At 71.8% G+C, this 14,823-nt stretch carries 16 protein-coding genes; 3 read left to right on the plus strand and 13 right to left on the minus strand.

Going from position 1 to position 14,823, the window contains the following annotated elements:
* Positions 1 to 4 precede the first annotated feature (4 nt).
* The 7 genes from ACFVYR_RS03795 to ACFVYR_RS03825 form a co-directional block, all read right to left on the minus strand.
* Positions 5 to 616, minus strand: coding sequence for a sugar kinase (locus ACFVYR_RS03795; RefSeq protein WP_384248203.1), 612 nt, complete (start codon positions 614 to 616; stop codon positions 5 to 7).
* Positions 617 to 1,774, minus strand: a complete 1,158-nt coding sequence (locus ACFVYR_RS03800) for an ROK family glucokinase (protein WP_384248205.1) — start codon at positions 1,772 to 1,774, stop codon at positions 617 to 619.
* Positions 1,775 to 2,065: 291 nt separating this feature from the next.
* Positions 2,066 to 2,890: an ATP-binding cassette domain-containing protein gene (locus ACFVYR_RS03805; protein WP_384248207.1), complete on the minus strand. Its 825-nt coding sequence runs from the start codon at positions 2,888 to 2,890 to the stop codon at positions 2,066 to 2,068.
* Positions 2,887 to 3,948 (minus strand): ABC transporter permease, encoded by a 1,062-nt coding sequence (locus ACFVYR_RS03810; protein WP_384248208.1) that lies wholly within the window; start codon positions 3,946 to 3,948, stop codon positions 2,887 to 2,889. Before ACFVYR_RS03810 ends, ACFVYR_RS03805 begins: the two co-directional genes overlap by 4 nt.
* Positions 3,945 to 4,964: a sugar ABC transporter substrate-binding protein gene (locus ACFVYR_RS03815; RefSeq protein ID WP_384248209.1), complete on the minus strand. Its 1,020-nt coding sequence runs from the start codon at positions 4,962 to 4,964 to the stop codon at positions 3,945 to 3,947. Before ACFVYR_RS03815 ends, ACFVYR_RS03810 begins: the two co-directional genes overlap by 4 nt.
* Before the next feature lie 95 nt (positions 4,965 to 5,059).
* The gene (locus ACFVYR_RS03820) at positions 5,060 to 6,061 is read right to left on the minus strand and encodes a sugar ABC transporter substrate-binding protein (protein WP_384248211.1); all 1,002 of its coding nucleotides are present in this window, start codon (positions 6,059 to 6,061) and stop codon (positions 5,060 to 5,062) included.
* 126 nt (positions 6,062 to 6,187) lie between these two features.
* Positions 6,188 to 6,925, minus strand: a complete 738-nt coding sequence (locus tag ACFVYR_RS03825; RefSeq protein WP_384248670.1) for a GntR family transcriptional regulator — start codon at positions 6,923 to 6,925, stop codon at positions 6,188 to 6,190.
* A 154-nt stretch (positions 6,926 to 7,079) separates the two neighbouring features.
* On the opposite strand from ACFVYR_RS03825, the gene ACFVYR_RS03830 reads away from it, so the two are divergent.
* Positions 7,080 to 8,102: a Gfo/Idh/MocA family oxidoreductase gene (locus ACFVYR_RS03830; protein ID WP_384248212.1), complete on the plus strand. Its 1,023-nt coding sequence runs from the start codon at positions 7,080 to 7,082 to the stop codon at positions 8,100 to 8,102.
* Positions 8,103 to 8,356: 254 nt separating this feature from the next.
* Here ACFVYR_RS03830 and ACFVYR_RS03835 read toward each other — a convergent pair whose 3' ends face one another.
* The 4 genes from ACFVYR_RS03835 to ACFVYR_RS03850 all read right to left on the minus strand — a co-directional run bounded on the left by ACFVYR_RS03835 (position 8,357) and on the right by ACFVYR_RS03850 (position 12,143).
* On the minus strand, positions 8,357 to 8,749 hold the full coding sequence (locus ACFVYR_RS03835) for a PaaI family thioesterase (protein WP_384248672.1): 393 nt from the start codon (positions 8,747 to 8,749) through the stop codon (positions 8,357 to 8,359).
* Positions 8,750 to 8,896: 147 nt separating this feature from the next.
* Positions 8,897 to 10,096, minus strand: coding sequence for a cytochrome P450 (locus ACFVYR_RS03840; RefSeq protein WP_384248214.1), 1,200 nt, complete (start codon positions 10,094 to 10,096; stop codon positions 8,897 to 8,899).
* An 89-nt stretch (positions 10,097 to 10,185) separates the two neighbouring features.
* Positions 10,186 to 10,857, minus strand: a complete 672-nt coding sequence (locus tag ACFVYR_RS03845; protein WP_384248215.1) for a response regulator — start codon at positions 10,855 to 10,857, stop codon at positions 10,186 to 10,188.
* Positions 10,854 to 12,143 (minus strand): sensor histidine kinase, encoded by a 1,290-nt coding sequence (locus ACFVYR_RS03850; protein WP_384248216.1) that lies wholly within the window; start codon positions 12,141 to 12,143, stop codon positions 10,854 to 10,856. The genes ACFVYR_RS03845 and ACFVYR_RS03850 overlap by 4 nt, the downstream gene beginning before the upstream one ends.
* Before the next feature lie 158 nt (positions 12,144 to 12,301).
* Here ACFVYR_RS03850 and ACFVYR_RS03855 point away from each other — a divergent pair, with 158 nt between their 5' ends.
* Entirely contained in the window at positions 12,302 to 12,508 is a 207-nt protein-coding gene (locus tag ACFVYR_RS03855) for a hypothetical protein (RefSeq protein WP_384248218.1), read from the plus strand.
* A 25-nt stretch (positions 12,509 to 12,533) separates the two neighbouring features.
* Here the strand turns inward: ACFVYR_RS03855 and ACFVYR_RS03860 are convergent, their stop codons facing one another.
* On the minus strand, positions 12,534 to 12,965 hold the full coding sequence (locus ACFVYR_RS03860; RefSeq protein ID WP_384248219.1) for a ribonuclease: 432 nt from the start codon (positions 12,963 to 12,965) through the stop codon (positions 12,534 to 12,536).
* Positions 12,966 to 13,117: 152 nt separating this feature from the next.
* Positions 13,118 to 13,726 carry a dihydrofolate reductase family protein gene (locus ACFVYR_RS03865; protein WP_384248220.1) on the minus strand — a complete coding sequence of 203 codons (609 nt, stop codon included), beginning with the start codon at positions 13,724 to 13,726 and terminating at the stop codon, positions 13,118 to 13,120.
* Positions 13,727 to 14,030: 304 nt separating this feature from the next.
* Here ACFVYR_RS03865 and ACFVYR_RS03870 point away from each other — a divergent pair, with 304 nt between their 5' ends.
* The gene (locus tag ACFVYR_RS03870) at positions 14,031 to 14,771 is read left to right on the plus strand and encodes a 3-oxoacyl-ACP reductase family protein (RefSeq protein WP_384248221.1); all 741 of its coding nucleotides are present in this window, start codon (positions 14,031 to 14,033) and stop codon (positions 14,769 to 14,771) included.
* Positions 14,772 to 14,823 lie beyond the last annotated feature (52 nt).

Below are 14,823 nucleotides of genomic sequence, written 5' to 3' on the forward strand. Positions count from 1 at the left end.
GAATTCAGGGCGTCGTCGTCGAGACCACGTACACCATCGGGTGCTGCGCGTTCGAGCGGTCCACGACCACGTCCTGCGTCGGCTTGGGGTTCTTCTGGTCGTGGGTGAGGCCGGACCAGGGTCCCTGGCCCGTGAACTCCCAGCCGACGACGTTCCTGTCGCGCTTGCTGATGGTGATGTCCTTCGGCTTGAGCTTGTCCTCGGTGGTGCCGATCTGCGTGAGGAACCGCTTCAGGCCCTCGTTGCTGGTGAGGAACTGGACGTAGAGGCGGCTGGTGCGCCAGTTGTTCGTCTCGTAGTAGGCGACCTCCGCGGAGTACGGCTGGACCGGCACGTCGTACAGGCGGCGCTGCACCTTGGAGGGCCAGCCCGCGGTGAGGCCGGTCGCGGAGTACTTGTCCTCCTTGTCGCGGCCGCTGTTCCGGCTCTGGTTCGCGGAGATCACCAGATAGCCGGCGGGGACGCCGATGAGCAGCACGATGATGATCGCCGTCAGCCAGCGGCGGCGGAGCATGTGGCGGCGGTCCTCGGTCTTCAGGGCCTTGCCCTCGTCGCGGTCCGGCGGTTCCGGGGCGCCGGGGTGGTCCGGGGACGAGGGCTGGCGGGGCACGGTCATCTACGGGGTTCCCTGGGAGGTGCGGTCGTTGGTACGGCGCGCCTCTGCGTAGCGCTCGTAACGTTCGTAGCGCTCCACGCGGCGCCGGTTGGCGCGGCGGAAGCGGCGGGCGACCAGGCGCGAGAGGTCGGCGGCGCCCACCATGCCGGCCTCGGGGCCGAGCTGGGCGCGGGCGACGCGGGCCTCGGGGCGGTAGCCGCGGCCGGTGAGGTGGCGGCGGAAGGCGTCGCGGGCCGGGCCGATCAGAAGGTCGTCGGCCGCGCTGACGCCGCCGCCGATCACGAAGCAGGAGGGGTCGAGCGCGGCGGCGAGGTTGGCGATGCCGACGCCGAGCCACTGGCCGATGTCCTGGAGGAGCTCGACGCACATGGCGTCGCCCTCGCGGGCCAGCTCGGTGATGAGCGGGCCGGTGATGTCGGGGACGTTGCCCTTGACCCGCTCGATGATGCCGTACGCGACCGGGGAGTCGGCGGCGGCGAGCTCGCGGGCCTCGCGGACCAGGGCGTTGCCGGAGCTGTACTGCTCCCAGCAGCCGCGGTTGCCGCACGGGCATCGGTGGCCGCCGGGGACGACCTGCATATGGCCGAACTCGCCGGCCACACCGAACTTGCCGCGCTTGACCGCGCCGTCCTCGAGGATCGCGCCGCCGATGCCGGTGCCGAGCGTGATCATGACCAGGTGGTCCTCGCCGCGGCCCGCGCCGAAGCGCCACTCGGCCCAGGCGGCGGTGTTCGCGTCGTTGTCCACCATGACGGGGACGGCGAGGCGTCCGGAGATGCGGTCCCGCAGGGGCTCGTTGCGCCAGGACAGGTGGGGCGCGAAGAGCACGCGGTTGCGGTCCGCGTCGACCCAGCCGGCCGCGCCGATGCCGACGGCGTGCACGTCGTGCCGGTCGGAGAGGTCGAGGACGAGCTCGATGATGGTGTCCTCGACGACCCTGGGGCTCTTCGACTTGTCCGGGGTCTCCGTGCGCAGGGTCTCCAGGATGTTGCCGTCGGGGTCGACGACGCCCGCCATCACCTTGGTGCCGCCGATGTCGATGCCGACGGTGTTGACGCGGGGCGCCGTGAGGTGCGATCGGCGTTCGCGGGTGCCCACGGTCCGCAGAACGGTGGCTCGCGCGGAGCCGCGGTGCGCGAGGTCGCGGTAGGTGCTCATTGCGGCGATTCTGCCTCACGCTCGCGGGGGCGCGCACAACGGGATACGGGGCTCGGCCCCCCGTGGGGGGGGCGGGGTCCTCTCCCGGTGGCCCGGGGCCGGGTGGCCTCAGGGGCGCGGGGAACTGCGCGCCCCGCCCGGGAAAAGCCGCAGACGCGTCTGCCGGGAACGCGCCCAGATGCGTCTGCGGACCCGCCCTGGTCGCTCGCGCAGTTCCCCGCGCCCCTTACGGGGCGCACCCGGCGACGTCCCGTGTCCGGGCGGGGCGCACCCGGCGACATCGCCCCCCCGCTAAGGGGCCCCGCCCTCCAGCTCATGGCGGAGGTCGTCCAGTTCCGTGCCGCCCGCCATTTGGCGGGTCAGCTCGTCCAGGGTGATCTCGTCGCGTGCGTACGAGCCGGACATCACGCCCCGCTTCAGGAGGACGAAGCGGTTGCCGACCAGGTACGCGTGGTGCGGGTTGTGGGTGATCAGGACCACACCCAGGCCTTGGTCCCGCGCGGCGGCCACGTACTTCAGGACCACGCCCGACTGCTTCACGCCGAGCGCAGCGGTCGGCTCGTCGAGGACGAGGACCTTCGCGCCGAAGTAGACGGCCCGCGCGATCGCCACGCACTGGCGCTCACCGCCCGAGAGCGTGCCGATGGGCTGGTCGACGTCGCGCAGGTCGATGCCCATGCGGAGCAGCTCCGCGCGGGTCGTCCTGCGCATGAGGTCGACGTCCATGCGGCGGAAGGGGCCGACGCCCTTTGTCGGCTCGGAGCCGAGGAAGAAGTTGCGCCAGACCGGCATCAGGGGGACCACGGCGAGGTCCTGGTAGACCGTGGCGATGCCCAGGTCCAGGGCCGCCCGCGGCGAGCTGAGACGCATGTCCTCGCCCTCGATGCGGAAGACACCCGCGTCGTGCCGGTGCAGACCCGCGATGATCTTGATGAGCGTGGACTTGCCCGCGCCGTTGTCACCGAGGACGCAGGAGATCTCCCCCGCGTGCACCTCCAGGGACACCCCTTCGAGCGCGCGGATGTTGCCGTAGAACTTGCTGACGTCGTCCAGCTCGACGAGCGGCGTGCGCCCGCCCTCCGCGACCGCGTCGGCCTTCGTGATGTCCGTGGTCACTTCGTCGCCTCCGCACGCTTGCGGACCCAGTGGTTGAGCAGCGTCGCCAGGAGCAGCATCACGCCGAGGAAGAACTTGAACCAGTCGGAGTTCCACTCGGCGTACACGATGCCCTTGCTGGCCATGCCGAAGATCAGCGCCCCGACGGCCGCGCCGACCGCGGAACCGAAGCCGCCGGTGATGAGGCAGCCGCCGATGACGGCCGCGACGATGTAGATCAGCTCCTGGCCGACGCCCTCGCCGGACTGCACGGCGTCGTAGCTGAACAGCAGGTGCTGGCCCGCGATCCAGGCGCCGAACGCGACGCCCATGTAGAGGCCGATCTTGGTCTTGGCGACCGGGACGCCGACCGCGCGGGCCGCGTCCTCGCCGCCGCCGACCGCGAAGATCCAGTTGCCGACGCGGGTGCGCAGCAGGATCCAGGTGGCCACCGCGACCAGGACGATCCACCAGACGATGGTGATCTTGTAGTCGACGCCGCCGATGGTGATCGTCGAGGCGAAGACCTCCTTGGCGGAGGAGAAGCCCTCCATGTCGGAGATCGACTTGGTGGAGACCGTGCCGCTGATCATCTTCGTGAAGCCGAGGTTCATGCCGGTCAGCATCAGGAACGTACCGAGCGTGATGATGAAGCTCGGCGGGTCCGTGCGGGTCAGCATCACGCCGTTGAAGACGCCGATGGCGAGCGTGACCAGGAGCGAGACGCCGACGCCGACCCAGACGTTCGCCGTCATCTGGTAGCTGAACATCGACGAGACGAGCGCGGAGGTCGTCACGAGCACGCCCGCCGACAGGTCGAACTCGCCGCCGATCATGAGCAGCGCGACCGGCACCGCCATGATGCCGAGGGTCGAGGCGGCGTACAGGACCGTCGCCAGGCTCGTGGCCTGCAGGAAGCTGTCCGCGACGAACGAGAAGAAGACGAAGACGGCGATGGCGCCGACGACCGAGCCGAGCTCCGGGCGGCCCATCAGCTTCTTCAGCGGTGAGGTCTTGACCAGGCGCTCGTCGGCGTCGTCGGCGGGCGCGGGTGCGGGGGTGGTTGCTTTCGCGGTCATCGGGTCCCTCGCCTCGCGTACTCCTCCAGCTCGTCGGCCTGGTCCTTGGTGACGATCTGCGGTCCTGTGAGGACGGGCTTGCCGCCGCCGAGGACGTCGGCGTTGTACTTGTAGAGCCACAGCAGGTCGACGGCCTGGTAGCCCTGGAGGTAGGGCTGCTGGTCGACGGCGAAGCCCAGGGAGCCGGACTTCAGGCCCGCGGCGACCTTCTCGTTGAGGTCGAAGGTGTCGACCTCGGCCTTGCTGCCCGCGCTCTCCGCGGCCTGCACGGCGGTGTCCGCGAAGGGCGCGCCGAGCGTGACGACGGCGTCGACCGACTTGTCGGACTGCAGCTTGGCCTCGATGGAGGACTGCACGTCGGGCATGTTGGTGCCGGTCACGTACAGGTTCTGCATCGTGCCGTCGAAGGTCTTCTTGGCGCCCGCGCAGCGCTGCTCGTGGCCGACGTTGCCCTGCTCGTGCAGGACGCAGAGCGCCTTCTTCCTGCCGCGCTTGTTGAGCTCCTCGCCGACGGCCTCGCCCGCGATCGTCTCGTCCTGGCCGATGTGGGTGAGCGCGCCGAACTTCTTGGACTCCGCGGAGCCCGAGTTCACGGTGACCACCGGGATACCGGCCTTCTTGGCGCGGGCCAGGGCGCCTTTCATCGCGTCGGGCTTGGCGAGGGTGACGATGATCGCGTCGACCTTCTTGTCGATGTAGGAGTCCACGAGCTGGGCCTGCTGCTGGGCCTCGGCGTTGTGGGAGTAGAGGAATTTGATGTTGTCCTTGCGGGCCGCCTGCCTGGCGCCTTCCTGGACGATGTCCCAGAAGGTGTCGCCGTCGCCCGAGTGGGTGACCATGCCGAAGGTCCAGCGGGGCGTGTCCACCGCCGCCCTGCCCCCGGCCGTCGCCGCCTTGCGGGCGTCCTCCGCGCGCTTGCCGCCGGTACTGCTGCACCCGGTCAGTCCCGCGGTGACGCCGAGCACCGCCACCAGCACGGCGCCCACCGCACGTACCCCTGTCTTCACCCTTGCCACGACGCCGTGCCCTTCTTGCTCTGCTGCTCTGTGCGGCCGGTCCGGATCTCCGGCCCCAGCCGCCCAAGTATCGACCACGCGGATCACGCATGTGTTCATCGGGTACCGCGAGCGGTGTACTTCTCCAGCTTCGGCACATCCTTACCGGTGACGATCGCGGGCCCGGTGAGGACGGGCTTGCCGCCTCCCAGGGTGTCGGCGTTGTACGCGTGGAGCCAGAGCAGGTCGACGGCCTCGTAGCCCTGGAGGTAGGGCTGCTGGTCGACGGCGAAGCCGACCTCCTTGGCCTTCAGGCGCTTGACGACCTCGGCGTTCAGGTCGAACGTGTCGACCTCCGCCTTGCTCCCCGCCTCGGCCTTCGCCTTCACGGAGTACGCGGCGATGGGCGCGCCGAGCGTGACGACGGCGTCGATGCCTTTGGTGGCCTGCAGCTTCGCGCTGATGGAGGACTGGGCGGCGGGCGCGTTGGTGCCGTCGACGTTGAGGTTCTCGACCGAGCCCTCGAAGCTCTTCCTGACGCCCGCACACCGCTGTTCGAGGGAGACGTTGCCCTGTTCGTGGATGACGCAGAGCGCCTTCTTCCTGCCGCGCGTGTTCAGCTCGTCGCCGACGGCCTCGCCCGCCACCGACTCGTCCTGGCCGATGTGGCCGAGCGCGCCGAACTTCGCGGAGAACTCGCCGCCGGAGTTGACGGTGATCACCGGGATGCCGGCGTCCTTCGCGTCGGCGAGCACGGAGCGCATCGCCTCGGGCTTGGCCAGGGTCACGACGAGCCCGTCGACCTTCTTGTCGACGAAGGACTGGACGAGCTCGGCCTGGCCCTTGGCCTCCTTGTCGTTGGCGTAGAGGAAGTCGACGTTGTCCTTGCGGGCCGCCTGCTTGGCGCCGCTGCGGACGATGTCCCAGAAGGTGTCGCCCTCGCCGGAGTGCGTGACCATCGCGATCTTGAGGCGGGGCGTGTGCACGCCCCTGCCGCCCCCGCCGCCGTCCCCCGACGTGTCCTCGTCGTCCTTGCCGCCGGAGCTGCTGCAGCCGGCGGCGAGCGCGATCACCGCCAGACAGGCCGTGACGCCCCTCGCCGTGCGGGATGTGCGCATGTTGGACCACCCCTCTTCTCCCGGCCGCCCGGTGCGGCTGGAGGAGTTCTAGCGGTGGAGGTGAGGGAGCGTCAATGGGTTTGTCAGAACATTCGGACGCCCGGACGCCCGGGGCCGTGCGGGCGGCTACGGCCGTACGAGGAGCTGGAACTCGAAGGAGTAGCGCGAGGCGCGGTAGACGTGCGAGCCGAACTCGACCGCCCGGCCCGTGTCATCGAAGGTCGTGCGCCGCATCGTGAGCAGCGGGGCGCCGGCGGGCTCGGCGAGGAGCTCGCCCTCCTCCTCGGTGGCGGCGCGGGCGCCGACGGACTGGCGCGCGCTGTGCAGGGTGTGGCCCGCGGCGCGCATCAGGCGGTAGAGCCCGGTGGCCTCCAGGCGGGCGGTGTCGAGGTCGAGGAGTCCGGTCGGCAGGTGGTTGCGCAGGTGCGCCATGGGTTCGCCGTGGGCGAGCCTGAGCCGCTCGACCAGGTGCACGGCGTCGCCCTCGGCGACCCCGAGCGCCGCCGCGACCTCGGCGGACGCCGGTTCGAGGGTGTTGCGCAGGACGCGGGTCTCGGGGCGCTGGCCGGCGGCCTCCAGGTCGTCGAAGAGGCTGCTCAGCTCCAGGGGGCGCTTGACCTGGCTGTGCACGACCTGGGTGCCGACGCCGCGGCGGCGCACGAGCAGGCCCTTGTCGACGAGGGACTGGATGGCCTGGCGGACGGTGGGCCGGGACAGGCCGAGCCGCCCGGCGAGCTCGATTTCGTTGCCGAGGAGGCTGCCCGGGGTGAGGGCGCCGCGCTCGATCGCCGCCTCGAGCTGCTGGGCCAGCTGGAAGTAGAGCGGGACGGGGCTGCTGCGGTCGACGCCGAGCCTGAGGTCCACGGTGGGGTCCTGGACCGGCTTGTCCTGAGCTGCTTTGGCGACTGGTTTGGACACGGGGCGAGCGTAGCCCCAGGAGATGATGACGGGAAGTTATTAAGTTCTGTTGTCCGGACAAAGGATTGACAGGCCGGTCCGGTGTCGCGAGGGTGGGGCCATGCGCATCGGACTGATCGGTACGGGCCGCATCGGCTCCTTCCACTCGGCGGCCCTGGTCCGCCACCCGGCGGTGACGTCGCTGGTGATCGCCGACGTGGACGCCGCGAGAGCGGCCGATCTCGCGGCGCGGACCGGCGCGACGGCCGTGCCCTCGGTCGACGAGGTCTTCGCCGCCGGGGTGGACGCCGTGGTGATCACGGCGGCGACCTCGGCGCACGCCCCGCTGATCGGCAGGGCCGCGCGGGCCGGGCTCCCGGTGTTCTGCGAGAAGCCCATCGCCCTCGACCTGCCGGGCACGCTCGCCGCCCTCGCCGAGGTCGAGGCGGCGGGCACGGTGCTGCAACTCGGCTTCCAGCGGCGCTTCGACGCGGGGTACGCGGCGGCGCGCGAGGCGGTGCGGGCCGGCCGCCTCGGGCGGCTGCACACCGTGCGGGCGATCACCTCGGACCCGGCGCCGCCCCCGGCCGCGTACCTGCCGCTCTCCGGCGGCCTCTACCGCGACTGCCTGGTCCACGACTTCGACATCCTGCGGTGGGTCACCGGGCGTGAGGTCACCGAGGTGTACGCGACCGGCTCCGACGCGGGCCCCGCGATGTTCCGCGAGGCGGACGACGTCGGCACGGCGGCCGCGGTCCTCACCCTGGACGACGGCACGCTCGCCACGGCGACGGCGACCCGCTGCAACGGCGCGGGGTACGACGTCCGCATGGAACTCGCCGGGGATCGCGACCAGTTGGCGGTCGGCATGGACGAGCGCACGCCCCTCACCTCGGTGGAACCGGCGGGCCCGCCCGCGCCGGTCAAGCCCTGGCCCGGTTTCCTCGAGCGTTTCGCCCCCGCGTACGAGGCGGAGCTCGCCGCCTTCGTCGACGTCATCCGGGGAAACCGGACGAACCCCTGCGACGGCCGTGAGGCGCTGCACGCGCTGCGCATCGCGGAGGCGTGCGAACTGTCGCGCAGGGAGCGTCGGCCGGTACGGATGACCGAGATCGCGGAGGACTCGGAGGGGTACGAGGGGTAGGGCGCCGCGCTACCGGGCCGGCGGGCTCGCGGCGCGGCTCAGAGCCTGTCTTTGAACCCCCGCCTGCGCCCCGGCGCCCGGCACGCACGCTCGGCGCACGGAGCCCCAGGACAGGTGGCTCCGCCACATGACCCAGGACTCCGCACACCGATCGCACGCTTCCCCAAGCTCTCGGCTCCGCTCGAGCAGGGGAGGCCCCAATCCACCGCTGCGCCCGCGCTTCGCGCGGACGACGGGGGTTCAAAGACAGGCTCTCAGCCCGCGGAGAGCACCGTGCCCTGCGCGATCGCGCAGAGTGTCTCCGTGCCCTCGTCGGCCACGGTGGACAGCTCGCAGCGGACCACCGCCTGGCGGCGCCCCGAGTGGACGACGACAGCGCGCGCGACGAGTGTGGCGCCCGTCGCGGGACGTACGTACTGGATGGAGAAGCCCGAGGTCAGCACGGCGGGCCCGAGCGTCGTGCCGGCCGCGAACGTGATGCTGTTGTCGGCCGCGTAGGCGAGCACGCCGCCGTGCAGGAAGCCGTTCTGCTGGTGCAGTTCCTCGCGGATGCCGATCTCCAGTGTGGCCGCGCCCTCGCCGAACCGGGTGATGCGGGACCGGACGAGGCGGCTGAACGGCTGGGCGTCCAGGACCTTCTGGGCCATGGCGAGCCCACGCAGGTCGGGCAGCGGCTCATCGGCAGGCTGCACGGGCGCGGTCTCCGCAGAGGTCTCCGAAGGGATCTCGGCAGGATCGTCGGCGAGGGGCGGCTCGGCGGGGAACTCGGCGGAGGGCTCGGTCATGACCGACTTCTACCACCGGACGGGAAGCCGCCGCATCCCCCTGATCAGGGTCCCCGGAAGCCACTCCCCCGGCGGGCCGTCCGGCGCGAGGTCCGGGCAGCGCTCCAGGAGCGAGCCGAGTGCGATCTTCGCCTCCACCCGGGCCAGCTGGGCGCCCAGGCAGTGGTGCAGGCCGTACCCGAAGGCGACGTGGCCCTGCGGGGCGCGGCGGATGTCGAAGCGGTCGGGGTCGGGGAAGCGGGCGGGGTCACGGTCGGCCGCGGCGAGGCCGATCCGGACGACGGAGCCCGCGGGGATGACGAGGTCGCCCAGCTCCGTGTCCTCGGTGGCGAAGCGGTACGTCGCGGCCTCCACCGGGCCCTCGAAGCGCAGCGCCTCCTCGATGGCGCCGTCGAGGAGCGTCATGTCGGCACGCAGCGCGGCCAGTTGACCGGGGTGGGTGAAGAGAGTGTGCACGGTGTTGCCGATGAGGTTGACCGTCGTCTCGTGTCCGGCGATCAGCAGCACGAAGGCCATGGCGCGCAGTTCGTCGGGCGAGAGCCGGTCGCCGTCCTCGTCGGTGGTGCGGATCAGCGCGCTCATCAGATCGTCGCCGGGCGCCGCGCGCTTGGCCGCGACCAGATCGGTGAGATAGCCCGCCAGTTCCACGAAGGCGGCGCGCTCCGCCTCCCGGGTCGGCGAGGCCACGACGCCGTTCGACATCCGGCGGAAGGCGGTGCGGTCGATGTCGGGGACGCCGAGCAGCTCGCAGATGACGGTGATCGGGAGCGGGAAGGCCAGCGCTTCGAACAGGTCGCCGCGGCGGGTCCGCGCCGATTCGCCCCGCAGGAGCATCGCGTCGAGGAGGTCGTCCGTGATGCGCTGGACGCGGGGGCGCAGGGCCTCGACCCTGCGCATGGTGAACTCGCGGGCGACCAGCGCCCGCAGGCGGGTGTGGTGGGGCGGGTCGGCTATCAGGAGGTGCGTGCCGATCAGCTCCTCCTCGTGGAAGGCGAAGCCCGTGCTCGCCGAGGACTTCGCGAAGCGGCGGTCGGTGAGCGCGGTCCTGCACTCCTCGTACCCGACGATCAGATAGAAGTCGCCGATGTCCTCCGGGGGTGGCAGGCGGACGCGGTGGACGGGCCCGAGGGCGCGCAGTTCCGCATAGACGGAGTGCGGGTCCTTTCTGAACCGCTCGCCGTCCGCCGCGAGGTCGATGGTGTCCGCCATGCGGGTCTCCTAAAGGTGCTCACCCGGGCAACGCGCGGGCCGGATGAATCAGTTCCCGCCCCTCCTCCCCCGACCGCCCCCAGCACCTCTCAGCCGTCCAGGTCCAGGAGGCCCGCGTCGTGCGCGAGCAGGGCGATCTGCACGCGGTTGTTCAGGTCCAGTTTCGTCAGGATCCGGGACACGTGTGCCTTGACCGTGGCGATGCTCAGGTACAGCTGGGCCGCGATCTCCGCGTTGGACCCGCCGCGCCCGATCGCGACGGCCACCTCGCGCTCCCGCTCCCCCAGCGTCTCCAGACGCTCCAGCGCCCGCCGCCTGCGGTCGAGTCGCGGGTCGACACCGGTCACGCGCGTGATCAGCTGCTGGGTCACCGTCGGTGAGAGCACCGGATCACCCGCGGCCACCGCGCGTACCGCGGCGACGATCTCGGCCGGCGCGGTGTCCTTGAGGACGAACCCCGCCGCACCCGCGCGCAGGGCACGCAGCACCTGCTCGTCGGCGTGGAAGGTGGTCAGGACGATGACCTCCGGGGCGCCTGGACGCCTGCGCAGGGCCTCCGTGGCGGCGAGGCCGTCCATCGTGGGCATGCGGATGTCCATCAGGACGACGTCGGGGCGGACTTCGCCGACCAGCGGGGCGACCTCGGTGCCGTCGCCCGCCTCGCCCACGATCTCGATGTCGTCCGCGCCGCCGAGCATGAAGGAGAGCCCGGCGCGCACCAGCGGATCGTCGTCGACGAGCAGCAGCCTGATCGGTTTCATGGCGCCCACGGTAGCCAGGCCTCCAGGTCGAATCCGCCGTCGGGCCCCGGCGCGTGGGCGAGCCGGCCGCCCGCGAGCGCGGCCCGCTCGGCGAGCCCGATCAGCCCCTGCCCGGAGCCGGGCACCTCGGGTACGGGGCCGGGCGGCGCCGGGTTGCGCACGGACAGGGTCAGGCCTGCGCCGGGCGCGCCCGCGACGGCCACGGTCACCTCGGCGCCGGGGGCGTGTTTGCGGGCGTTGGTCAGGCCCTCCTGCGCGATGCGGTAGGCGGTGCGGCCGAGGGCGGCGGGTACGGCGGCGGGGTCGGGGACGCGGTTGTCGATGACGACCTTCATGCCTGCCTCGCGGGATTCGGCGACCAGGGTGTCCAGGGCGGCGAGTGTGGGCTGCGGGCGGCCGGAGGCGTCGGCGTCCCCTCCGCGCAGGACGCCGATCACCTGGCGCAGGTCCTGCAAGGCCTCGTGGGCGCTCTCCCGGATGACGCCGGCCGCCCTGGCGATCTCCGGTCGGGGTGCGTCGGGGCGGAATTCGAGGGCTCCCGCGTGCACGCTGAGCAGGGTGAGGCGGTGTGCGAGGACGTCGTGCATCTCGCGGGCGATGTCCTCGCGGGCGAGCCGCTGGGCCTGTTCGGCGCGGAGCGCGGCCTCGTTCTCGGCGCGGACGGCGCGGTCGCGCAGGCTGAGCAGGAGCTCGCGGCGGGAGCGTACGAACATGCCCCAGCCGATGACCGCCGCGGTCGCGAGGACGCCGAACCCGATGGCGACCGCGTAGGGCATCTCCCTGTCGGGCCGCAGCCGGTACATGACCGGGACCGCCGCGATCGACGCCCCGCCGACCCACGCGACGTACCGGAACGGCCGGTGCACGGCGAGGGTGAAGAGGGCCACCGCCGCGGCGCCGCCCGCCGTGTCGGAGACCACCGAGACCGGCACCATCGCGATGGCGAGACCGAGCGGCCACCGTCTGCGGAGCCAGACCGCGGCGCAGGCGACCGCGCCGGTCACTTGGTCGAAGTCGGCCGCGCCCTGGGAGACGTGCGGGTTCGCGCTGATCGCGTCGGCGCCGATCATCCCGATGAGGACGGCGACGAAGAAGCAGCCGAAGTCGACGAGCCAGTCGCGCGCGGTCCGCCGGGCCCTGCTCCCGGCGCGGCTCGGGTCGAGCTCCCGGGCGATGGCGGAGGGCAGCGCCCAGGGCCGCTTGACCAGGCCTTCGGGTCCGCGCCCCGGCTCGGCCCTCGGCTCGGGCTCGCGCGCGGGCCCACCCGTGGGATCAGTACGGCTCATGGTCGACAAATCTACGCACCGGTGACGGTCGCGGCGGCGCCTCGCGCATGATCATCTACCAAAGTCGAGCAGGTCGCCGACTTTCGGACCGTCCACGGGGAGAGTCCTCGCCCTGCGGCGGATGTCCGCGGGGAAGGTGCGGGGCGAGGATCTGCGCCATGAAGCAGATACTGGAGATTCTCGGTGTGGTGCTGCTGTTGCAGGGCGCGGGCGGCCTGGTCCACAGGTTCACCGGTGAGCTGCACGGATGGGGCCTCGTGCAGCGCCTCGGATTCCTCGACGGTTACGAGACCTACGTGAGCGTGGCGCTCACCGTGCTGGCCTGCGCGCTCTTCGCCGCCGCGCGGAGCCGACGGGTGGAGTGAGCCCGCGCCCTTCGGCAGCCGTGGTTCAGCAGCCGCGGTCGACCAGGGCGAACGACGCGTAGTGGTCGGCGGTGTAGTAGTCCTCCTGGCTCCTGTCACCGGTGACGATGCGGCGGGCGCCGCGGTCGCCCGAGCCCGGCGTGACGACCGTGTACTCGTGGTAGTAACCGGAGCTCTGCTTCGGCAGCACGCCCTCGCGGTTCTGGAAGACCGTGCCGTCCTGCGGGTACGGGTAGGGGCCGCCCGCCTTGATCAGGTCGAGGGTGTCGTGCGCCTGGGAGGGCAGCGCGGAGTAGCAGACCTTGCCGACCGCCGTGACGGAATGCGTGACGGTGACGGAGTGCGCGGCCGGGGCTACGGGCGTGGCGTTCGCGGTGGCCGCGACGGGGCCGCCGAGGAGGAGGGCGGCGGCGAGCGTGGCCGCGCCGAGGATGCGGTTTCGTGGGGGGATTCGCATGGGTCCAGTGTGACGCGCGTAGAGGTTGGCGTGTCAACGTCAAGTCTGTGAAGTTTTCCGGGAGTTAACCGGGCGCCGCCGAGCGGCCACGCGATGGACCGCTCGCCGTCTCCCTCGGCTCCTTCACCCCCGGCCGGCCAGGAACTGCCCTCCTAGTAACTGCCGTACTCCGGCCGCCCCTCGCGCTCGTACGTGCTGATGACCACGCCCTTGGACGTCGTACGCGACCGCGCGTGCCGGAAGGCGGTGGGCGGGGCGCCCTCGGTGAACAGGCGCTTGCCCGTGCCGAGGACGACGGGGAACGTCAGCAGGTGCAGGGTGTCGATCAGGCCGTGCGCCATCAGGGACCGGGCGAGGCCGCCGCTGCCGTGCATCTGCAGCTCGCGCCCCGGCTGCTCCTTGAGCGCGGTGACGTCCTTGACGAGGTCGTCGCGGCCGATGATCCGCGTGCCCTGCCAGTCGGCGGCGGTCAGGGTGGTGCTCGCCACGTACTTCGGCAGGGAGTTGAGCCGCGAGGCGATCGGGTCGGCGGGGTCCGTCATTTTCGGCCAGTACCCGGCGAAGATCTCGTAGGTCCCCTTGCCGAGCAGGAAGGCGTCGACCCGGTCGAAGACCTCGGTCATGAAGGCGCCGAAGTCCTCGTCGCCGTAGGGCACCGACCAGCCGCCGTGCTCGAAGCCGTTGCTGCGGTCCTCGTCGGGGCCGCCAGGTGCCTGGAAGACGCCGTCGAGGGTGAGGAACTGCGTGAGGGTGAGCTTCATGGTGAACGCCTTCTCTCCGGTGGGCGGTTCGTGTGGGCGGTTCGTGTGTGCGGTTCATGCGGCGGTTCATGCGGGCGGTTCTTGCGGGCGGTTCTTGTGCGCGGTTCGTTCGGCTCTCACCCACTGAGACCCCGGGGCCGCCCGGAAGTCATCGCTCACCGCCCGGCCGCCGAGATCCGCGTCCGATTGCCGCCAGCCCACGCCGCCCCGGACGACTTTCATTGAACCCGCAAGCACTTCTCGCCCGGAGCGGTGCGGAACCACCGGTGCACTTCACCGGTACATCTGCGGAAGAGGTTTGGACATGTCTTCTCTCAACGGCAAGACCGCCCTGGTCACCGGCGGCAGCCGCGGCATGGGCGCGGCGATCGCGCTGCGGCTGGCCGAGGAGGGCGCGGACGTCGCGATCACGTACGTCCACAACGAGGACGCGGCCCGCGAGGTCGTGGCGAAGATCGAGTCAATGGGGCGGCGCGGTTTCGCGCTCAGGGCGGACGCGGCGGACGCCGGGGACGCGGCGGGAGCGGTGGACCGGGCGGCCGACGACCTGGGCGGCCTGGACATCCTGGTGAACAACGCGGGCATCGGCGTCCTCGGCCCCGTCGGCGATCTGACGCTCGCCGACCTCGACCGCGTCCTCGCCGTCAACGTCCGCGGCGTCTTCCTGGCCTCGCAGACGGCGGCGGGACGGCTGCGGGACGGCGGCCGGATCATCACCATCGGCAGCTGCATGGCCCAGCGGGTGCCGGGGCCGGGCGGCACGCTCTACGCCACCAGCAAGGCCGCGCTGATCGGGCTCAACAAGGCGCTCGCCCGGGAACTGGGCGGGCGCCGGATCACGGCGAACCTCGTCCAGCCGGGCCCGATCGACACCGACATGAACCCGGCGGACGGCCCCTTCGCCGACGGCCAGAGCGCCATGACCGCGCTCGGCCGCTTCGGGACGGCCGGCGAGGTGGCGTCCATGGTCGGCTACCTCGCCGGGGACGAGGCCGCGTACGTCACCGGCACCGAGCTGTCGGTGGACGGCGGTCACGCGGCCTGAACCGGCCGGTCCCGGCGCGGGCCGGACATGGGTGCGGGGCGCACCGGGGCTG

It is taken from the genome of Streptomyces sp. NPDC058284 (assembly GCF_042881135.1).
GTDB lineage: Bacteria > Actinomycetota > Actinomycetes > Streptomycetales > Streptomycetaceae > Streptomyces.